Annotated in this window: 15 protein-coding genes; 5 read left to right on the top strand and 10 right to left on the bottom strand. The window is 69.5% G+C overall.

Features of this window, described 5'->3' with window-relative positions; translation table 11 throughout:
• Nucleotides 1-1,168: DUF6745 domain-containing protein (locus ACWDX9_RS14755; protein WP_449953498.1), on the top strand; the 1,168-nt coding region annotated here is incomplete at its 5' end.
• A gap of 2 nt (nucleotides 1,169-1,170) precedes the next feature.
• Here ACWDX9_RS14755 and ACWDX9_RS14750 read toward each other — a convergent pair.
• The 6 genes from ACWDX9_RS14750 to ACWDX9_RS14725 are packed head-to-tail and all read right to left on the bottom strand — an operon-like array spanning nucleotide 1,171 to nucleotide 7,038.
• Nucleotides 1,171-2,001, bottom strand: coding sequence for an STM4011 family radical SAM protein (locus tag ACWDX9_RS14750; RefSeq protein ID WP_449953496.1), 831 nt, complete (start codon nucleotides 1,999-2,001; stop codon nucleotides 1,171-1,173).
• Nucleotides 1,995-3,260, bottom strand: coding sequence for an STM4012 family radical SAM protein (locus ACWDX9_RS14745; protein WP_449953494.1), 1,266 nt, complete (start codon nucleotides 3,258-3,260; stop codon nucleotides 1,995-1,997). The genes ACWDX9_RS14750 and ACWDX9_RS14745 overlap by 7 nt, the downstream gene beginning before the upstream one ends.
• Nucleotides 3,247-4,038 (bottom strand): STM4013/SEN3800 family hydrolase, encoded by a 792-nt coding sequence (locus ACWDX9_RS14740; protein WP_449953505.1) that lies wholly within the window; start codon nucleotides 4,036-4,038, stop codon nucleotides 3,247-3,249. The genes ACWDX9_RS14745 and ACWDX9_RS14740 overlap by 14 nt, the downstream gene beginning before the upstream one ends.
• A 38-nt stretch (nucleotides 4,039-4,076) precedes the next feature.
• Nucleotides 4,077-5,117, bottom strand: coding sequence for an STM4014 family protein (locus ACWDX9_RS14735; protein WP_449953492.1), 1,041 nt, complete (start codon nucleotides 5,115-5,117; stop codon nucleotides 4,077-4,079).
• Nucleotides 5,118-5,122: 5 nt separating this feature from the next.
• Nucleotides 5,123-6,076, bottom strand: coding sequence for an STM4015 family protein (locus ACWDX9_RS14730; RefSeq protein WP_449953490.1), 954 nt, complete (start codon nucleotides 6,074-6,076; stop codon nucleotides 5,123-5,125).
• Complete coding sequence (locus ACWDX9_RS14725; protein ID WP_449953487.1) at nucleotides 6,076-7,038, bottom strand: STM4015 family protein; 963 nt, start codon at nucleotides 7,036-7,038, stop codon at nucleotides 6,076-6,078. The genes ACWDX9_RS14730 and ACWDX9_RS14725 overlap by 1 nt, the downstream gene beginning before the upstream one ends.
• Nucleotides 7,039-7,112: 74 nt before the next feature.
• On the opposite strand from ACWDX9_RS14725, the gene ACWDX9_RS14720 reads away from it, so the two are divergent.
• From ACWDX9_RS14720 to ACWDX9_RS14705, 4 genes are all read left to right on the top strand, one after another.
• On the top strand, nucleotides 7,113-7,625 hold the full coding sequence (locus ACWDX9_RS14720; RefSeq protein WP_449953484.1) for a hypothetical protein: 513 nt from the start codon (nucleotides 7,113-7,115) through the stop codon (nucleotides 7,623-7,625).
• On the top strand, nucleotides 7,604-8,056 hold the full coding sequence (locus ACWDX9_RS14715; RefSeq protein ID WP_449953481.1) for a hypothetical protein: 453 nt from the start codon (nucleotides 7,604-7,606) through the stop codon (nucleotides 8,054-8,056). Before ACWDX9_RS14720 ends, ACWDX9_RS14715 begins: the two co-directional genes overlap by 22 nt.
• A 1-nt stretch (nucleotide 8,057) precedes the next feature.
• Nucleotides 8,058-8,327, top strand: coding sequence for a DUF7336 domain-containing protein (locus ACWDX9_RS14710; protein WP_449953479.1), 270 nt, complete (start codon nucleotides 8,058-8,060; stop codon nucleotides 8,325-8,327).
• A gap of 433 nt (nucleotides 8,328-8,760) precedes the next feature.
• Nucleotides 8,761-9,222: a hypothetical protein gene (locus ACWDX9_RS14705; protein WP_449953476.1), complete on the top strand. Its 462-nt coding sequence runs from the start codon at nucleotides 8,761-8,763 to the stop codon at nucleotides 9,220-9,222.
• A 586-nt stretch (nucleotides 9,223-9,808) separates the two neighbouring features.
• Here ACWDX9_RS14705 and ACWDX9_RS14700 read toward each other — a convergent pair.
• The 4 genes from ACWDX9_RS14700 to efeO all read right to left on the bottom strand — a co-directional run bounded on the left by ACWDX9_RS14700 (nucleotide 9,809) and on the right by efeO (nucleotide 14,895).
• Nucleotides 9,809-10,294 (bottom strand): hypothetical protein, encoded by a 486-nt coding sequence (locus ACWDX9_RS14700; RefSeq protein ID WP_449953474.1) that lies wholly within the window; start codon nucleotides 10,292-10,294, stop codon nucleotides 9,809-9,811.
• Nucleotides 10,295-10,521: 227 nt separating this feature from the next.
• Nucleotides 10,522-11,754: an ATP-binding protein gene (locus ACWDX9_RS14695; RefSeq protein WP_449953471.1), complete on the bottom strand. Its 1,233-nt coding sequence runs from the start codon at nucleotides 11,752-11,754 to the stop codon at nucleotides 10,522-10,524.
• Nucleotides 11,755-12,480: 726 nt separating this feature from the next.
• Nucleotides 12,481-13,734 (bottom strand): iron uptake transporter deferrochelatase/peroxidase subunit, encoded by a 1,254-nt coding sequence (gene efeB / locus ACWDX9_RS14690; RefSeq protein ID WP_350728640.1) that lies wholly within the window; start codon nucleotides 13,732-13,734, stop codon nucleotides 12,481-12,483.
• 15 nt (nucleotides 13,735-13,749) lie between these two features.
• The gene (gene efeO / locus ACWDX9_RS14685) at nucleotides 13,750-14,895 is read right to left on the bottom strand and encodes an iron uptake system protein EfeO (protein WP_449953467.1); all 1,146 of its coding nucleotides are present in this window, start codon (nucleotides 14,893-14,895) and stop codon (nucleotides 13,750-13,752) included.

Below are 14,895 nucleotides of genomic sequence, written 5' to 3'. Positions count from 1 at the left end.
CGCGGCGGCCTGGCTGACGGGCGGCGACGCGGTGCGCCGCGCCCTGGAGGCGGCCGGGCTGGGGGCCCTGCCGCACCGCTCACCGAACAACGGCGGCTCGCCGAGTGGGGACGGCTCATCCACCGGGTCGCCGGGCGACGGCGGTTCACCGACCGGGTCGCCGAGCGATAGCGGCTCTTCAACCAGATCACCGAGTGGGGACGGCCCGTCGGGGGATGGCCGCGCCGTGATGCGCGATCCGCGCGGCGAGAGCGGTTCCGACGAGCAGGAGCCCGGTGACCAGGGCGTGCCAGAGCTGCGTCGGGCGGTGGGTGAGGCACTCAGGTCGTGGGAGTCGTACGGGGATCCCGGCCGGTCGGTGCGGGACGCGGTCCGTACGGTGCCGTGGGAGCGGGCCAGGGCGGCCGCCTACGCCGAGCTGGGCCCCGTCGGCTGGGCGGCGTTGTGGGACGAGACCGGCGGACGGCTCTGGCCGCAGGTCAACCGGCTGGTCAACGACATCCGCCGGGGCATCGCCGAGCTGGGCGGTGAGGGTGGCGAGGTCGGTCAGGTCGGTGTGGCGTTGCGGCGGGTGACGCTCGACGCGGTGCTGGGGCAGCACGACGCCCCCTGGCTGTCGGCGTTCGACGGGCTCGACGGGCTCAAGCGGACGGCCGAGCGCACCGGCTGGTGGTGGCCGTTCGAGCGGCTGGCGATCGTGACGGATCGCCCCGCCGAGCTGCACCTCGACGAGGTGGGGCGGCTGCATCGGGCGGTCGGCCCGGCCCTGTCCTACTCCGACGGGTTCGCGCTGCACGCCTGGCACGGCATGCCCGTTCCCGCCGACTTCGGCGCCGCGATGCGCGAGCTGACCGTCGAGCGGATCCGCGAAGAGGAGAACGCCGAGCTGCGCCGGGCCATGCTGGAGCACTTCGGCCTCGACCGCTACCTGGCCGAGTCGGGGGCCAAGCCGGTGCATTCCGACGAGACGGGCGTCCTGTGGCGGGTGGAGCTCTCCGACGACGAACCGCTGGCCATGGTGGAGGTCGTCAACTCCACGCCCGAGCCCGACGGCACCAGCCGCACCTACTTCCTGAGGGTGCCGCCGTGGGTGGAGCGGGCGCGGGAGGGCGTCGCGTGGACGTTCGGGGTCACTGAGGAGGACTACCGGCCCGAGCGCGAGACCTGAGGTCAGGGCCAGACCGCCGGGATGCGTTCGAGGACGCCGCCGGTGAAGACGTCGTAGAGGCCGAGCGGCTCCAGATGCACGTAGCCGATGTGGCAGTCGCAGGCCGCGGCGGGGCAGGGCCGGTGCCGCAGCGCCGCGCGGTAGGAGCCGTCGTACAGGTTGCCGAGCACCTCCGGGATGAAGTGGCAGCGGCGCACGGTGCCGTCGCCGTTCACCGAGATCACGCTGTCGCCCGTCCGGCACGGCAGCCCGGCGCTCCGGTGCGGGAAGCGGCTGACGTGGAAGAGCGGGTCGATCGCCGACCATTCGGCCGCCTCCTCGTCGGTGTAGAGGCGGCCCTCCTCGGCGTTCACCCACAGGTACGTCTCCGAGGGCAGGTCCGACCGCAGTCGCCGCGCGTCCGGCAGGTGCGCGGGGTCACCGACGATGCCGACGCTGTGGCGCACCGGCAGCGAGCGGAGCTTGCCCAGGAAACGGTCGTACGCGACCTGCGTCGGGTGGTACGTCACCCACAGCGCGGCCCGATCGGACGCCTCGGCGAGCCAGTCGGTACGGCAGCTCAGGTTCGTCTGGATGGCGACCTTGGCGACGTTGGGCAGCCAGGAGAGCTCCACGAGGGCCCGGCGGTACCACGACCTGACCAGGCCCTCACCCCACGGCGTGAACAGCACCGACACCTCGAACGGCTGCTCGCCCACCCAGCCCGCGAACCGCTCCAGCGCCTCCCGGTCGACCCGCAACTGCTCGGGGCTGTCGCGCCGCTTGGCGAACGGGCAGTAGGAGCAGTCGTAGTCGCAGCTCGCGAGGGGCCCGCGGTAGAGGATGGTCAGCACGCCGCGTACCCCTCCATGAGCCGCCTGACCTCGGGCGAGAAGAGGGCGGGCCCGATCGCGTCGGAGTACGCCAGCCCCTCCGGCGTCAGCCGGACCGTCGCCGGGTCCGCCAGCAGCCACTCGCCGAACTCGTCCAGGGCGAAGTCGGCCAGCACGTCGCCGCCGAACCGCTCCGCGTACTGCCGCCGCGAGAGCCCGTCGCCCTGCAGCAGCGACTGGATGAGGTGGCGCCGCTTGCGCTCTTCGAGCGACAGGGAGAAGCCCACGTTGGCCACGTCGAACTCGTCCTGCCGCACGTAGTCGTCGATGATCGAGCGCACGTGCCGTGCCCCCACGGCGTACTCGAACGAGTAGTGGAGCTCGCTCGTGTACGAGCGCGCCCCGCACCCCAGCCCCACCATCCCGTCGGTCTGGCAGCAGTATCCGGTGGTCGAACCCGTGCCGGGCAGCCGGAACATCCGCATCGAAACCTGCTCGTACCCGGCGGCCAGCAGGTGCTCGCGCCCGGCCCAGTACAGTTCGAGCCGCTGGTCGTCCCAGGCCCGGCCCTGCTTGCCGAGCCCCGTCAGCGGCCGGACGTAGAGCGGGTACAGGTACAGCTCCTCGGGCCGCCACCCGAGCGCGGTGTCCAGCGAGTACAGCCACGACTCCGGCGTCTGCCCGTCGATGCCGTAGATCAGGTCGATGTTGAGCACCGGCACGCCCGAGGCCCTGATCGCGTTGAGGGCCGCGTCCACCTCGGCCCGTTTCTGCGGGCGCACGGCGGAGCGGGCCTCGGCGTCGACGAAGCTCTGCACGCCGATCGAGACGCGGGACGTGCCGCGCTCGGCCAGGACGGACAGGCGGTCGGGGGTGGCGGTGGCGGGGGAGGTCTCCACCGAAAGCGGGATCCGGGCGAGATCCACCCCCATCGTGCGCTCGGTCAGGTCGAACAGCCGGGTCAGCTCGCGGGCGCTGAGGTACGTCGGCGTCCCGCCGCCGAACGCGGCCGTGGTGAACGCGGTCTCCTCCAGCGCGTCCCGCACCTGGACGGCCTGGCGCTCCAGCGCGTCGAGGTAGGCCGCGACCAGCTCCTCCGGGGCGCCGGTGCGGGTGAAGAGGTTGCAGAAGCCGCAGCGCATCTCGCAGAACGGGATGTGTACGTACAACGCGCCCGGCCGTTCCCCGGACCACACCTCCTTGAGCCGTGGTCGCGGATCGAGCGGCCGGTAGGCGGTCTTGTGCGGATAGGCGTAGACGTAACCCTCATAAGGCCGCATTGCTCTCCAGAACGAACTCGGTGTAGGGGACCGTCCAGACCACCTCGTGGCCGATCCGGTGGCCGACGTGGCCGTCCTCGCCGTACGCCGTGCCGTGGTCGGAACAGACGATCACCAGGCACGGACGGCGGCGGCGCATCAGCGCGTAGAGGCGTCCGATGTGCCGGTCGACGTACCGCAGCGCCGCCGCGTGGCTCTCCAGCGAGTCGCCGGCGGCTCCCGGCAGGTAGAAGTGGTTCGGCTGGTGCAGGGCCGACACGTTGACGAACAGGAAGACCGGTTCGCGCCGGTCGGCCAGCACCTCCTCGGCGCGGTCGATCTGGCGCTCCAGCGACGACGGGTTCGTCACGCCGAAGGCAGGCTCCCAGTGGCTCTCGGCGAACAGGCTCGGCAGCGTGGACCCGAGCGGGGTCAGCTTGTTGAAGAAGCCGACACCGCCGACGCACACCGTGTGGTAACCGGCCCGCGCGAGGCCGGCGGGCAGGTCGGGCGCGTCGAACACCCACGTACGGCCCCCGGTGGTCTCGCTGCCCGGGAACGTGGCCGCGAACAGCCGGGGATGCGGCCCCGGGGTCACCGGAGTGGGCAGGAACCCGGCGAACATGGCGGCGTGGGCGGCGTACGTGAAGCTGCCCGGGCTGTGCCGCCGCTCCCAGGAAGCGCCGGGCGGCAGGAGGTTCGGCAGCAGGCCGGCGGCCTCGAGCGCGACCGCGACGTCGTGGCGGAGCGTGTCGAGCGTGACGAGGAGGATGTCGTGGCTCCCCACGATCCCGTTCATGTCGAACGGCGACTCGCCGCCCGCGACGTCGCCCGTGCTCACCGCGCCCCCGCCAGGACCGCGCGTACCTGCTCGGCGTACGTGTCCCGCCCGTTCCCCGCGAGATCCCCCAATCCCGGCAGCAGATCCCCGAACGCGTTCACCTCGGCCACCGCCACCGACCGCCAATCCGCCCCCACCATGACGTCCACCCCCGTGCTGAGGCTCCGGGGAAAGCAGGCCGCCGCCCGCGAGCACGCCTCCAGCACCCGCTCCCACAGGTCCGGCCGCGACCGTACGGCGTCCAGATCGCCCCGCGACCCGCCGAGGTGCAGGTTGGTCATCGGGCTGCGGCCTGCCCGCAGCACCGCGTGCGTCGGGACCCCGGCCACGGTCACCACCCGCAGGTCGAACACCCTCCCGCCGGTGGACGCCTTCGGGAACCACCGCTCGACATGCAGCCCGTCGCCGGCGAGGAAGTCCACGATCCGCCGCACGTCACCGGCGGAGGTGTACGTGCGCACCCGCAGCGAGTTGCACAGCACCCCCTCGACCCAGGCCGCCGACGTGACGGCCCGCACCCGGTCGCCGTGCGCCTGGAACGCGATCACCCCGGACGCCGACGAACCGTGCGCGGGCTTGACGAACACCCGGGACCAGCCGCGGCGCTCCATCTCCGCCCGCAGCCCGTCGTACGAACCGGCCTCGAACGCGGGCGGCACCGGCACCCCCGCCCCGGCCAGCACGGCGTGGCAGCGCCGCTTGTCGAACATCACCGCGATCTCCTCGACGTCGCCGAGCAGCCGCACACCCGGGATGGCGGCCACCCGCGACAGCCCCGCCGTGAACGCCTTGAACCAGGCCGCCCCGCCGCCGACCCGCGAGGGATCCCCGGGCCCGCGCAACAGCTCGTCGGCCCCGGCGTCCTCGCCCGGCGAGTCCACGCGCAGCAACGACCCCTCGGGCGCGCCGATCTCCCGCCCGGCCAGCACGTCCCGCCACGGGATCACGTGGGGCTCCGCCAGCCCGGCGGCCATCGCGGCGTCCCGGAACATCGTCACCCGCCGATCCCCGGGCGTCCCGACCACGGCGAACCGCACGCCACTCACTCCGTCACGGCCACGTAGCCCGTGCCCGGGCCGGACAGGTCGACGTCGACGCCCGGCAGCGCCGCGGTCAGGCGGGCCCTCATCTCGAGGCCGATGTCGTGATGAGAGAGGTCCAGCCGGCGCAGGTGGGTGAGCGGCTGGCCGCTGAGCAGCGCCTCCGCGCCGGCGTCGCTGAGCCCGCCCATCGCCAGGCTCAGCGTCTCCAGCCCGGCCACGATCGGCGCGGACGCCACGGCGGCGGCGAGCTCGTCCTGGATCTCGCTGTTCTGCAGCCCCAGGTGGCGCAGCCGGGGCAACCGCTCCCCGCCCAGGATCCCGGCGACGTCGCCGACCGTGGCGTCACCGCCGTACTCGTTGACCCCGAACCACATGTCGAGGTGCTCCAGCGCGGGCAGGTCGCACGCGCCGACGCCGCGAACCGCCTCTCCCTGCAGCCCTCCCGTCTCGAACCGCAGCACCTTCAGCGACCCGTGCCGCACCGGCGAGAACCGCAGACCGGTGCCGCCGCGCACCTCCAGCCGCTCCAGCTTCGGGTACGCCTCCAGCAGCGGCGTGATGTCCGACTGCGTGATCCAGGAGATCTCGCAGTCCTCCGGCGACATCGCGCCGAGGAAGAGCGAGCGCAGCGCGGGCAGCCTGCCGGCCTCCTCGACCAGCCGCTGGACGATGTGACCGCTGTCGGTGTCGTAGGGCTCCTCCCACCCGCCGATCACGAGGGCGGTGACCTGCGGGCTGTCGACGTGCTCGAAGAACCAGTCGAAGCACTCGGCGATGTGGTCGGGGAGGCCATCGTCGTAGGTGTCGGCGCTGAGCCGCCAGGCCGCGGACCCGGCCTCGGGCGGCTTCTCCTCTTCCTCCGCGCCCTGCCACGGCACCTCGGCCACCGTCAGATCGACGTAGCTCTGGTCGTAGCGGTTGTAGTGGCTGGGCTGCTCGTCGAACTCCCGCATCACTCGTCCACCGCCACGTAACGCCACGTCTCGCCGTCCTCTTCGTCCACGTCCGGCTCCTCGTTCTCGGACACGTCGACCTCCACCCCGGGCAGGGCCTCGGTCACCCGCCGCATCATCTCGTCGGACATGTAGTGGTGGTGCAGGTCGAGCACGCGCAGGTGGGTGAGCGGCTGGCCGCTGAGCAGCGCCTCCGCCCCAGCGTCGGTGAGCACGCCCATCGACAGGCTCAGCGTCTCGAGCCTGGCCACGATCGGCGCGGTGGCCACGGCGGCGGCGAGCTCGTCCTGGATCTCGCTGTCCTGCAGCCCCAGATGACGCAGCGCGGGCAGCCGCTCGCCCCTGAGGATGGGGTCGACGTCGGTGACGTTGCCGTCGCCGCCGTACTCGGGGACGCCCAGCCAGAGCTCCAGGTGCTCCAGCGCGGGCAGGTCGCTGGCGGCCACGGCGCGGACCAGCGAGCCGTCCAGGCCGCCCGACTCGAACCGCAGCTTCTTCAGCGCCTCGTGCCGCACCGGCCGCATCCGGAGACCGGCGCCGCCGCGCACCTCCAGCCGTTCAAGCTTCGGGTACGCCTCCAGCAGCGGCGTGATGTCGGACTGCTGGATCCAGGAGATCTCGGACTCCTCCGACGAGATCGCGCCGAGGAAGAGCGAGCGCAGCTCGGGCAGCCGGCCGGCCTCGTCGGCCAGGCGGCGGACGATGGGCGCGCTGCTGTCGCTGTAGCAGTCTTCCCACGCGCCGATCACGACGGCCGTGACCTTCGCGGTGTCGACGTGCTCGAAGAACCGGTCGAGGCACTCGGCGATGCGGCCGCCGTCCCAGCCGGCGCTGAGCCGCCACGCCACGGAACCGGCGTCGAGCCGCGGCCCGTCCTCGTCCATGGGGGCGTCGGCCACGGGCAGGCCGGCGTAGGTCCCGGTGTAGCGGTCCCAGTGGCTCGGGTTGTCGTCGTCGGTCACGGATGATCCTCGGGTCGGGGGGCCTGACGCGTCCTGTCCTACCAGAACCTGCCGACACTTCCGTCCCACCAGTTATGGTGCGCCGTACCCGATTTGATCTAGGAGCGTGCGCCGATGAACGTGAGGGAGCCCGACTGGGCGTCCGTGGCCCGGTCCTCATCAAGGTCCTGGCCGTCACCACGGCGCTGTACCTGGCCTTGAGCGGGATCGACCGGCTTCTGTGGTTGTTCGTCGACGACGAGCGGACGGCCTTGGTGTACGGCACCGCCGCCCGCGTCGCGAACCCGGACAAACGCCTGTCGGACGGTCACGGCGACGCCGGATGGCTGCTGCACACCACCTACACCCTGCAAGGCGAGCCACGCCTGGCCGGTCCCAGCAAGGGCTGGAAGGAGTACGAGATCGTGCCGAACTGGTTCGGCACCGTCCGGGCCCCCTCCCTCGACGGGCCGTCGGCAGCCTCTCCTACGCGATCTCCGTCCTGGAGGCGGACCCCGAAATCGTCCCGGCAGACGTTCGGAAGACCATCGACGCGCTTCCCCAGACGCTCGACGCGGTCGCGGTCGTGCAGTTCGCGGAGCCGATGACCAGCGAGCGGCTCATCGCCTTCAACCGCAGGCACAAGATCTGTGGAGGACAGGACGTCTCCTACGTCTACGCCCCGTCCTGGTCCGACTACGACGACTCCAGCAACGATCCCCCGTTGAACGAGGTCGTCTGGAACCGCGACATGACCGAGGACCTCCTCCAGGGCGAACTCACCTATCAGTGCGAGACCGAGCCCGAGCCGGCGCTGGCGGAGTTCCGCAGGTGGGTCGGGCAGCTCGACGAGGGGTACGACCTCAGCGCGTTCATGCTGGACTATGGGTGGCTCGACACGGCGGCCCTGGAAGGCTTCGTGTACGGGCTTGTCGTAGACAGCTGGGAACTCGCCGCCGTGCGCAAGCTCCTGGACGACTCGGAGGTGCGAACGGTCCGGCTCGCCGACGTCGCCTTCGACCTCAACGGGGATGAGTAGCGTGAAGGTCTACATCCTGTGGCATGTCCACCACGTCGCGGTAGACGAAGCCGGAAACGTTCGGCACTTCGAGAACGGCGAATTCTCGGCTCGTGAGGATTTAGGGGACGACGTCAAACTGCTGGGCGTCTATTCGACGCCGGGCCGGGCCGAGCAGCGCATCAGGGTGGCTCGAAATCTCCCCGGGTTTCGGGACGAGCCTGACTGTTTCTGGTCTGCCGAGGTCGAAGTCGACGAAGACGCCTGGACGTCCGGCTATGTGACGGAATGACTCTGGCGGGACAGGAGCAGTGCGGAAACCCGGGTTCGGCGCGATGTGCGCGTGCGCGCAGCACCCCAGGCCGGTATGGAAAGCCAGTACGGCCTCTGGGCGCGGTCGCGGCCGCGTTTGCCTTCGCCGGTTCACTGGCCCTAACGACTCCCACGGCGGAGGCGAGCGCGTCCGGAATGGCTGCGGCGAAAACACCCAGGCGAGTGCACTGGCCCTCTACCCGGTGAAAGGTCCTCAGAGGCAGCCGGCGGTGGTACCTGCGGGCCAACGGCGCTTTCGCCTTCCACAATCACTTCCGGAAGGGCGGCCTGCTCATCGCTGGGGACCGGCGGGACCTGCCGCTCCTCACCCGCCGTATCACCATCCTGACCGCCGCGGCGACCGCCAGAGCAAATGGGATCGACATCTGAACTACTTCAGATACCCTGCTGAGGTGACGACCAAGAGCTTTCCGTACAGCGCGTTCCTCAGAGGCCCCTCAGAGGTGCTTCCCACACTGGACAACGCCGATGTCATCCTCGAACGACGCGATGACGAGAACCTCATCCTGATGCGCGCCGAGCGATTCCAGGCGGGGATGACCAGCCTGCGTATCGCCGCTCGCGCGCTGGCCATCGTGGCTCGCCGCAACAGCGCACTCGCGGAGGAAGTCCTCGCGGAGGAGCTTCCCTGGCTCACCTGGCTGCCCGAAACGGAACGTCAGGAGTGTGTACGTGAGCTGCTCAGCCACTTGATGGCGGGCGCGGACACGGGGGAGTTGTTGCCGTTCGGGAGGTCGTTGACCTCGTGGCGCTCCACCGCGGTGATCTGGAGCGATCCGCGCCTTGCCGGCGAGTTGCAGGGACCCTTCCCCGGCGACGGGCCTGAGGTCGCGCGCCCGAAAGACGATTCCTGATGGGAGGCCGGGGAGACGACGTTCCGCGTCCCAACCCATGGCGCGTTCGATTCGCCGATCGGCGCGCCGCCGAGGGGTGGACACATCTGCTCGCCCAGGCTCCGGAAAACCTGGACCGGGCATGGGTGGCCGTCACCAGCGATCCTCGACGTGTGGACTGCCGCCAACACCCGCTCAAAGGTGCGCTCGGCATCGTGAAAGTGGCCGGTGCAGCACTCGAACAGTGGCAGTACGAAGCCACGTCCGGCGGTCGGCTGTGGTACGCGATCAACGACGAGGAACGCACCCTGTGGATCACGCGAGCTGGGACAGGACACCCAAAGCAGACGGACCAAAGACGTTGACCACGCCTCCGGACTCGGGTCCGCGTCTTCTACGGCGATCTGAGCGATCCCAGTTGGCCAAATTCTTATTTGGGGACGCTTAGGGAACCGTCTTCGTCATTGATCCCTCGTGGGCTACCGCGACGTCAGTCTCGAAATCCGCATCCAAGGTTCTCACGCTTCTGGCAGAAATGCTTTGACCACACGCCCCGGCGCAGCGGGCAAGTGGGTGTGGCGTTGGTGCTCGGCTGCCATGGATGTATTCACGGTCGGCCCGAGACCTGATCGGCCGTGACCTGGGCTATGAAGCGTCTCAGCGCATGCGGATTCCGGATTACGTGCAGTTTCGCATCACCGGCGTGAGTCGCGATCGCCGTGAGAAGAAGCGGTCGGCTTCGGCGTCGGTAGGCCCATACCCACAACCAGAAGTCGGCGCGCTCTCGAGAGCGCCGGATCGCTCGCCAGGCGCAGCGCCAGAACGAGAAGTCCAGCAGGAGGACGGTGTCCGCCGCTTGGAGCCGGACGTCCAAGACGTCGTAGGGACCGAGGTCGCCGTCCATGATCCAAGTCTCGGCCCGGACGAGTTCACCTTGGATGGCAGCCCACTGATCGGGAGGGGTCGCTTCAAGATCTGGCCGCCAGAAGTGCTTGTCCAGCTCGATGACGTGGAGTCCGGTGGTTGTGCCCAGACGGGCTGCGAGGGTCGACTTCCCTGAACCGCCACGCCCCAGGATCACGACGCGTTTCATGGCCGTCATGGTTCCAGGCTGGTTCCCAGGACGTACAACCATTAACGGAGCGGTGGTGTCGGGCCGTTCGACGAGGTAGGGGCGGTGATCGCACGCCAGCGGCTCAGGCAGATCGTGGTGCGCGTCAGGCGCGCCCCTGGTGTGCTCAACAGATCTGGGGCCACCGGTTCGGCCCCAGATCCGCCCGCCCCGTACAGGGAAATACGTGCTTTGGCGCGCTGACCCGGCTATTCCTTCTCGGTCGTGTTGCCGAGCGTCCACAAGGATGCCATGGGGAGTGCGCGCAGCCTCTCGCCGAAAGGCAGGACCTGTTCGCCGGTATAGAGGACGAACCCAGCGCGAAATCTTGCTCCGAGCCGGTCGGCCAGGTGGCGCAGTCCACGGAAGTCGTCGCCTCGGACGGTTTCGGCGGCTTTGATCTCAATGCCGATCACTTCGCCGGATGCGTGCTCCAGGACGACATCCACCTCCACTTTGTCGCGGTCTCGGTAGTGGAACAGCTGGACGGGTTCGTTGGCCCAGGTGAGCTGACGTGCCACCTCACCGATCGCGAAATTCTCGAGCAGTGGGCCAACGGGGGCGGTGACCTCTCTGGCGCGTTCGGGTGACATGCCGATGAGCCGGCCGCCCAGCCCGCTGTCTGTGACGAGCAGCTTGGGCGTGGAGATGGCGCGGCGAGTGAGATTCGACGACCAGGCCGGTATGCGTTTGATCACGAAGACCAGTTCCAGGAGGTCCAAATAGCGGGAGAGCGTCACCCGAGGGAGACCCACGTCGCCGGCGATCGACTGGACCACCGCCAGTCCTCCCATCCGGGCCGCTATGACGCTGAGAAGCCTGCACATCTCTGCTGGACGCTCGATGTCGGAGATCTGGCGGACGTCTCTGGTGATCAGATCAGTTATGTAGAAGTCGAAGAACCTGTTGCGCCTGCGTCCCGGGGCCCGCCGGACCGCCTCCGGGTAGCCGCCGCGCAGCGCCCTGTCCACGTAGTCAGGCTTACGGAGCGAGCAGGGATGCATGGAAACGTCGGCGCCATGTGTGTAGACGTAATCCACGAAGCCGTCCGGAGCGCTGTCGATCTCCCCCTGGGACAGTGGCCACAACTCGATGGTCTCCGTCCTGCCCGGCAGGGCGTCTGGCAGATCGCGTAGGTCCAGTAGGCGTGCGGAACCGGTGAGGAGATGACGGCCTGCTCGCGGATCCCGATCAACCTCGTGCTTGATCGGCAGGAGTAGTTGCGGGGCACGTTGGATCTCATCGATCAGCAGAAGTGCGTCGTGCCGGACGAAGTCGACGGGATCCTCTTCGGCTGCGGCCAGGATCGCAGGGTCATCCAGGTAGAGCTGGCGGGCGTTGTCCACCTGGCCGGCGATCAAGCTCGCCAGCGTGCTCTTTCCAACTTGCCGAGCGCCGTTGACGACGACCACCCGCGTGTCCGCCAGTGCTTCCAGGGTCATGGCTTGGGCGCGGCGAGAGAACAGAGCTGGCTGTGTCACACTGACGGAGATTGCCGGAGGTCAACCGGTTGTGTGGGCAGTTTGCCGCTAGTTATGTGGGCGTTCTGCCGGACAGTACGTGGACGTTCTGCCGCACTATGTGTGGGCGTTCTGCCGATGCATGTGTGGGCACTTTGCCGAAGAGTGTCCCGGCGAAGTATTCAGGTCATCCGCCCACTGCGGCCCTCAAAAAGCGGGGTCGGGGCGCTGTTGTCGGTTTCGGATCAGTCCAGGAGGCGCGCCTCTCGTGGACGCGAGCAGGGCATTCCGAACTGTACCTGCGCTGGATCCCGCGCCACACGCATATGTGGACCCGCCCTTGGAGGCCCTCCGAGACTCCAGGGAGGGTCCACCGTGTGCAGGTCCAGGAGTTCAGGAGCCAGACGTGCTATTCACGCCCGCATTGGCCGACGCTGCCACTCTTCGACGACCGGAACACGCAGGCGAAGCCTGCGCTTTGACGAGGGCGTCTGAGCGGAGCGAAGCCCTACAGGGGGCGGGGCTTGGCCCGACTGGAAGCATCGCCTGAGCCCCGTGCGCGAAGCGCCCCCTTGTTGAAGACCACGCGCCGCCAGGCGCGCCCCAGGAAGGCGCCCGAGCGGCAGCGAGGACCGCTCAGGGTGGGCTCCAGCAGGCCCACCCGGTGACCGGGCAACGGGTGGGTGGCGCCGCGCAACCTACTGCTGGCTATCCGAAGAGGGTGCGGCCCCAGTAGTCGCCGGCGTCGCGGACCCCGGGTGGGCAGGCGAACAGGCCGCTGGAGACGTGTTTGATGTACTCGTTGAGGGCGTCGTGCTTGGCCAGGTTCATCTGTACCGGTACGAACTGCTTGCGCGGGTCGCGCTGGTAGGCGATGAAGAACAGGCCCGCGTCCAGGCGGCCGAGGCCGTCGGAGCCGTCCACGAAGTTGTAGCCGCGGCGCAGCAGGTGCGCGTTGCCGTTGGAGGTCGGGTGGGCGAGCCGTACGTGGGCGTCGTCCTTGATGTGCGGCTGCCCGTCGGCCCCCTTGGACGCGAAGTCCACCAGGTCGAACTCGGCCTTCTTGCCCAGCGGAGCCCCCTCGCCCTTGTCCCGGCCGAAGATCTGCTCCTGCTCCACGAGCGACGTGCGGTCCCAGGTCTCGATCGCCATCCGGATCTTCCTGGTCACCATGTACGAGCCGCCCGCCATCCAGTCGCTGCCGTCCTGCGCGGCGGCCCACAGCTGGTCGCGGAGCAGGGCGGCGTCCTCCAGCTTGAGGTTGTTGGTGCCGTCCTTGAAGCCCATCAGGTTGCGCGGGGTCGTCTGGGAGCGGGACGTGGACGACGTACGGCCGAAGCCGAGCTGCGACCAGCGTACGGAGACCTTGCCGAAGCCGATTCTGGCCAGGTTGCGGATGGCGTGCACGGCGACCTGGGGGTCGTGGGCGCACGCCTGCACACAGATGTCCCCACCGGAAATTTCCGGAATGAGCTGCTCTCCCGGAAATTTCGGCAAGTCGGCGAGAGCGGCCGGCCGCTTGTCCTTCAGCCCGAAGCGCTCGTCGAACAGCGACGCCCCGAACCCGATCGTCAGCGTCAGCCCCGACGCGGGCAGCCCCAGCGCCTCGCCCGTGTCGTCGGGCGCGGCCTCCGGCGCGCCGCCCACCGCACCGTACGACCCCGCCTCCTTGCCCTGCGTGAGCCGCGCGGCCGCCGCCGTCCACTCCTGCAGCAGCTCGACCAGCTCGGCGCGCTTGTCCGTGGTGACGTCGAACGCCACGAAGTGCAGCCGGTCCTGCGCCGGAGTGACGATGCCCGACTGGTGCTCGCCATAGAAGGGGAACGGGTCGGAGGTGGAGGAGGCGTGCGCGACCGGCGGCTCCTCGAAGAGTGTGTTCGCGGCCACGACCCCGGCCCCGACCACGGCGGCGCCCGCGGCTCCCAGCCCGAACAGCCCCCTGCGGCTCACCCGCTGGCTCATTGCCGGCACCTCCCGCTACTTGGTGATGACCGGCGCGATCTTGCTGATCGGCTCGGCCAGCGCGTTGATCGCGTCCGACAAGGTCTTCAGCTCGGCCTTGGACAGCTCGTCGTGCAGCTGCCAGCCGTCGCCCTTCTGGTGCGCGTTCAGCGCCGCCTCGGCCGCGGTGAACTTCTCGTCCAGCGTCTTGACCAGGTCGGGAGCCCGATCCTCCAGCACCGGCCTGAGCGACTGCACGGCCGCCTTGGAGCCTTCGAGGTTGGCGTCGAAGTCCCACAGGTCGGTGTGCGACCAGATGTCCTCCTCGCCGGTGATCTTGCCGGTGGCGACCTCGTCGAGCAGTTCCTTGGCGCCGTTGGCCAGGTTCAGGGGGGTCAGCTCGGCGGCGTTCGACTTGTCCACGATCGTCTTGACGTCGGCGATCAGCTTGTCCGCGATGGCGCCGTCCTTGCTGATGTCCTTCTTGATCCACAGGTCCTTCTCGATCCTGTGGAAGCCGGTCCACTCCTCGCCGTCGGCCAGGTCCGCCTCACGGGCGTCGATGGCCGGGTCGAGGTCGCCGAAGATCTCGGCCACCGGCTCGATGCGCTCCCAGTACGTACGGGCGACCGGGAACAGCTCCTTGGCCTGGTCGATCTTCCCGCCCTTGACCGCGTCCACGAACTCCTGCGTCTTGACCAGCAGCGTGTCGCTCTGCGACTTGATGTAGCGCTTGTAGCTGGCGACCGCGTCGGCGAGCTTGGCGTCCTCGGTGAGCGCCTTGTGCTCGCCGGTCACCTTGAACGCGTTGCGGATGCCCTTGCCGACAATGCCGGGCTTGCACGCGGTCTCGTACGCGCCCGCCGGCAGCTCGGCGATGAGCTCTCTGGTCAGCCCGGGAACGATGTTCTCGACCTCGGCCATGACCCGGTCACCGGGGGCGAACACGTAGAACTCGGTCACCTTGGTGCCGCCGTTCGTGATCGTGAACGTCGTGGTGCCCGCCGCGACCTCGGACGCGCCGACCTTGCACTCCGTGTCGGACGCCGCCACGGTGATCTTGCCCGGCTTGGCGGGGGCGGAGCCGGAGGCGGGGGAGGCGCCGGGGGTGTTGCCCGAGCCGCAGGCGGCCAGCGTCGCCAGGGCGAGCGCCCCGAAGGACAGGCGGATGGGGGTGCGCAT

It is taken from the genome of Nonomuraea sp. NPDC003201 (assembly GCF_053590415.1).
Note: the sequence above shows the minus strand (reverse complement) of the source record. Positions and strands in the feature narration are given on the sequence as shown.

What these genes read in the sequence shown, in the direction of transcription:
- ACWDX9_RS14745 (WP_449953494.1), bottom strand. Translation starts at nt 3,260, where the DNA reads ATGCGGCCTTATGAGGGTTACGTCTACGCCTATCCGCACAAGACCGCC.
- ACWDX9_RS14740 (WP_449953505.1), bottom strand. Translation starts at nt 4,038, where the DNA reads ATGAACGGGATCGTGGGGAGCCACGACATCCTCCTCGTCACGCTCGAC.
- ACWDX9_RS14730 (WP_449953490.1), bottom strand. Translation starts at nt 6,076, where the DNA reads ATGCGGGAGTTCGACGAGCAGCCCAGCCACTACAACCGCTACGACCAG.
- ACWDX9_RS14720 (WP_449953484.1), top strand. Translation starts at nt 7,113, where the DNA reads ATGGTGCGCCGTACCCGATTTGATCTAGGAGCGTGCGCCGATGAACGT.
- ACWDX9_RS14700 (WP_449953474.1), bottom strand. Translation starts at nt 10,294, where the DNA reads ATGAAACGCGTCGTGATCCTGGGGCGTGGCGGTTCAGGGAAGTCGACC.
- ACWDX9_RS14695 (WP_449953471.1), bottom strand. Translation starts at nt 11,754, where the DNA reads ATGACCCTGGAAGCACTGGCGGACACGCGGGTGGTCGTCGTCAACGGC.
- efeB (WP_350728640.1), bottom strand. Translation starts at nt 13,734, where the DNA reads ATGAGCCAGCGGGTGAGCCGCAGGGGGCTGTTCGGGCTGGGAGCCGCG.
- efeO (WP_449953467.1), bottom strand. Translation starts at nt 14,895, where the DNA reads ATGCGCACCCCCATCCGCCTGTCCTTCGGGGCGCTCGCCCTGGCGACG.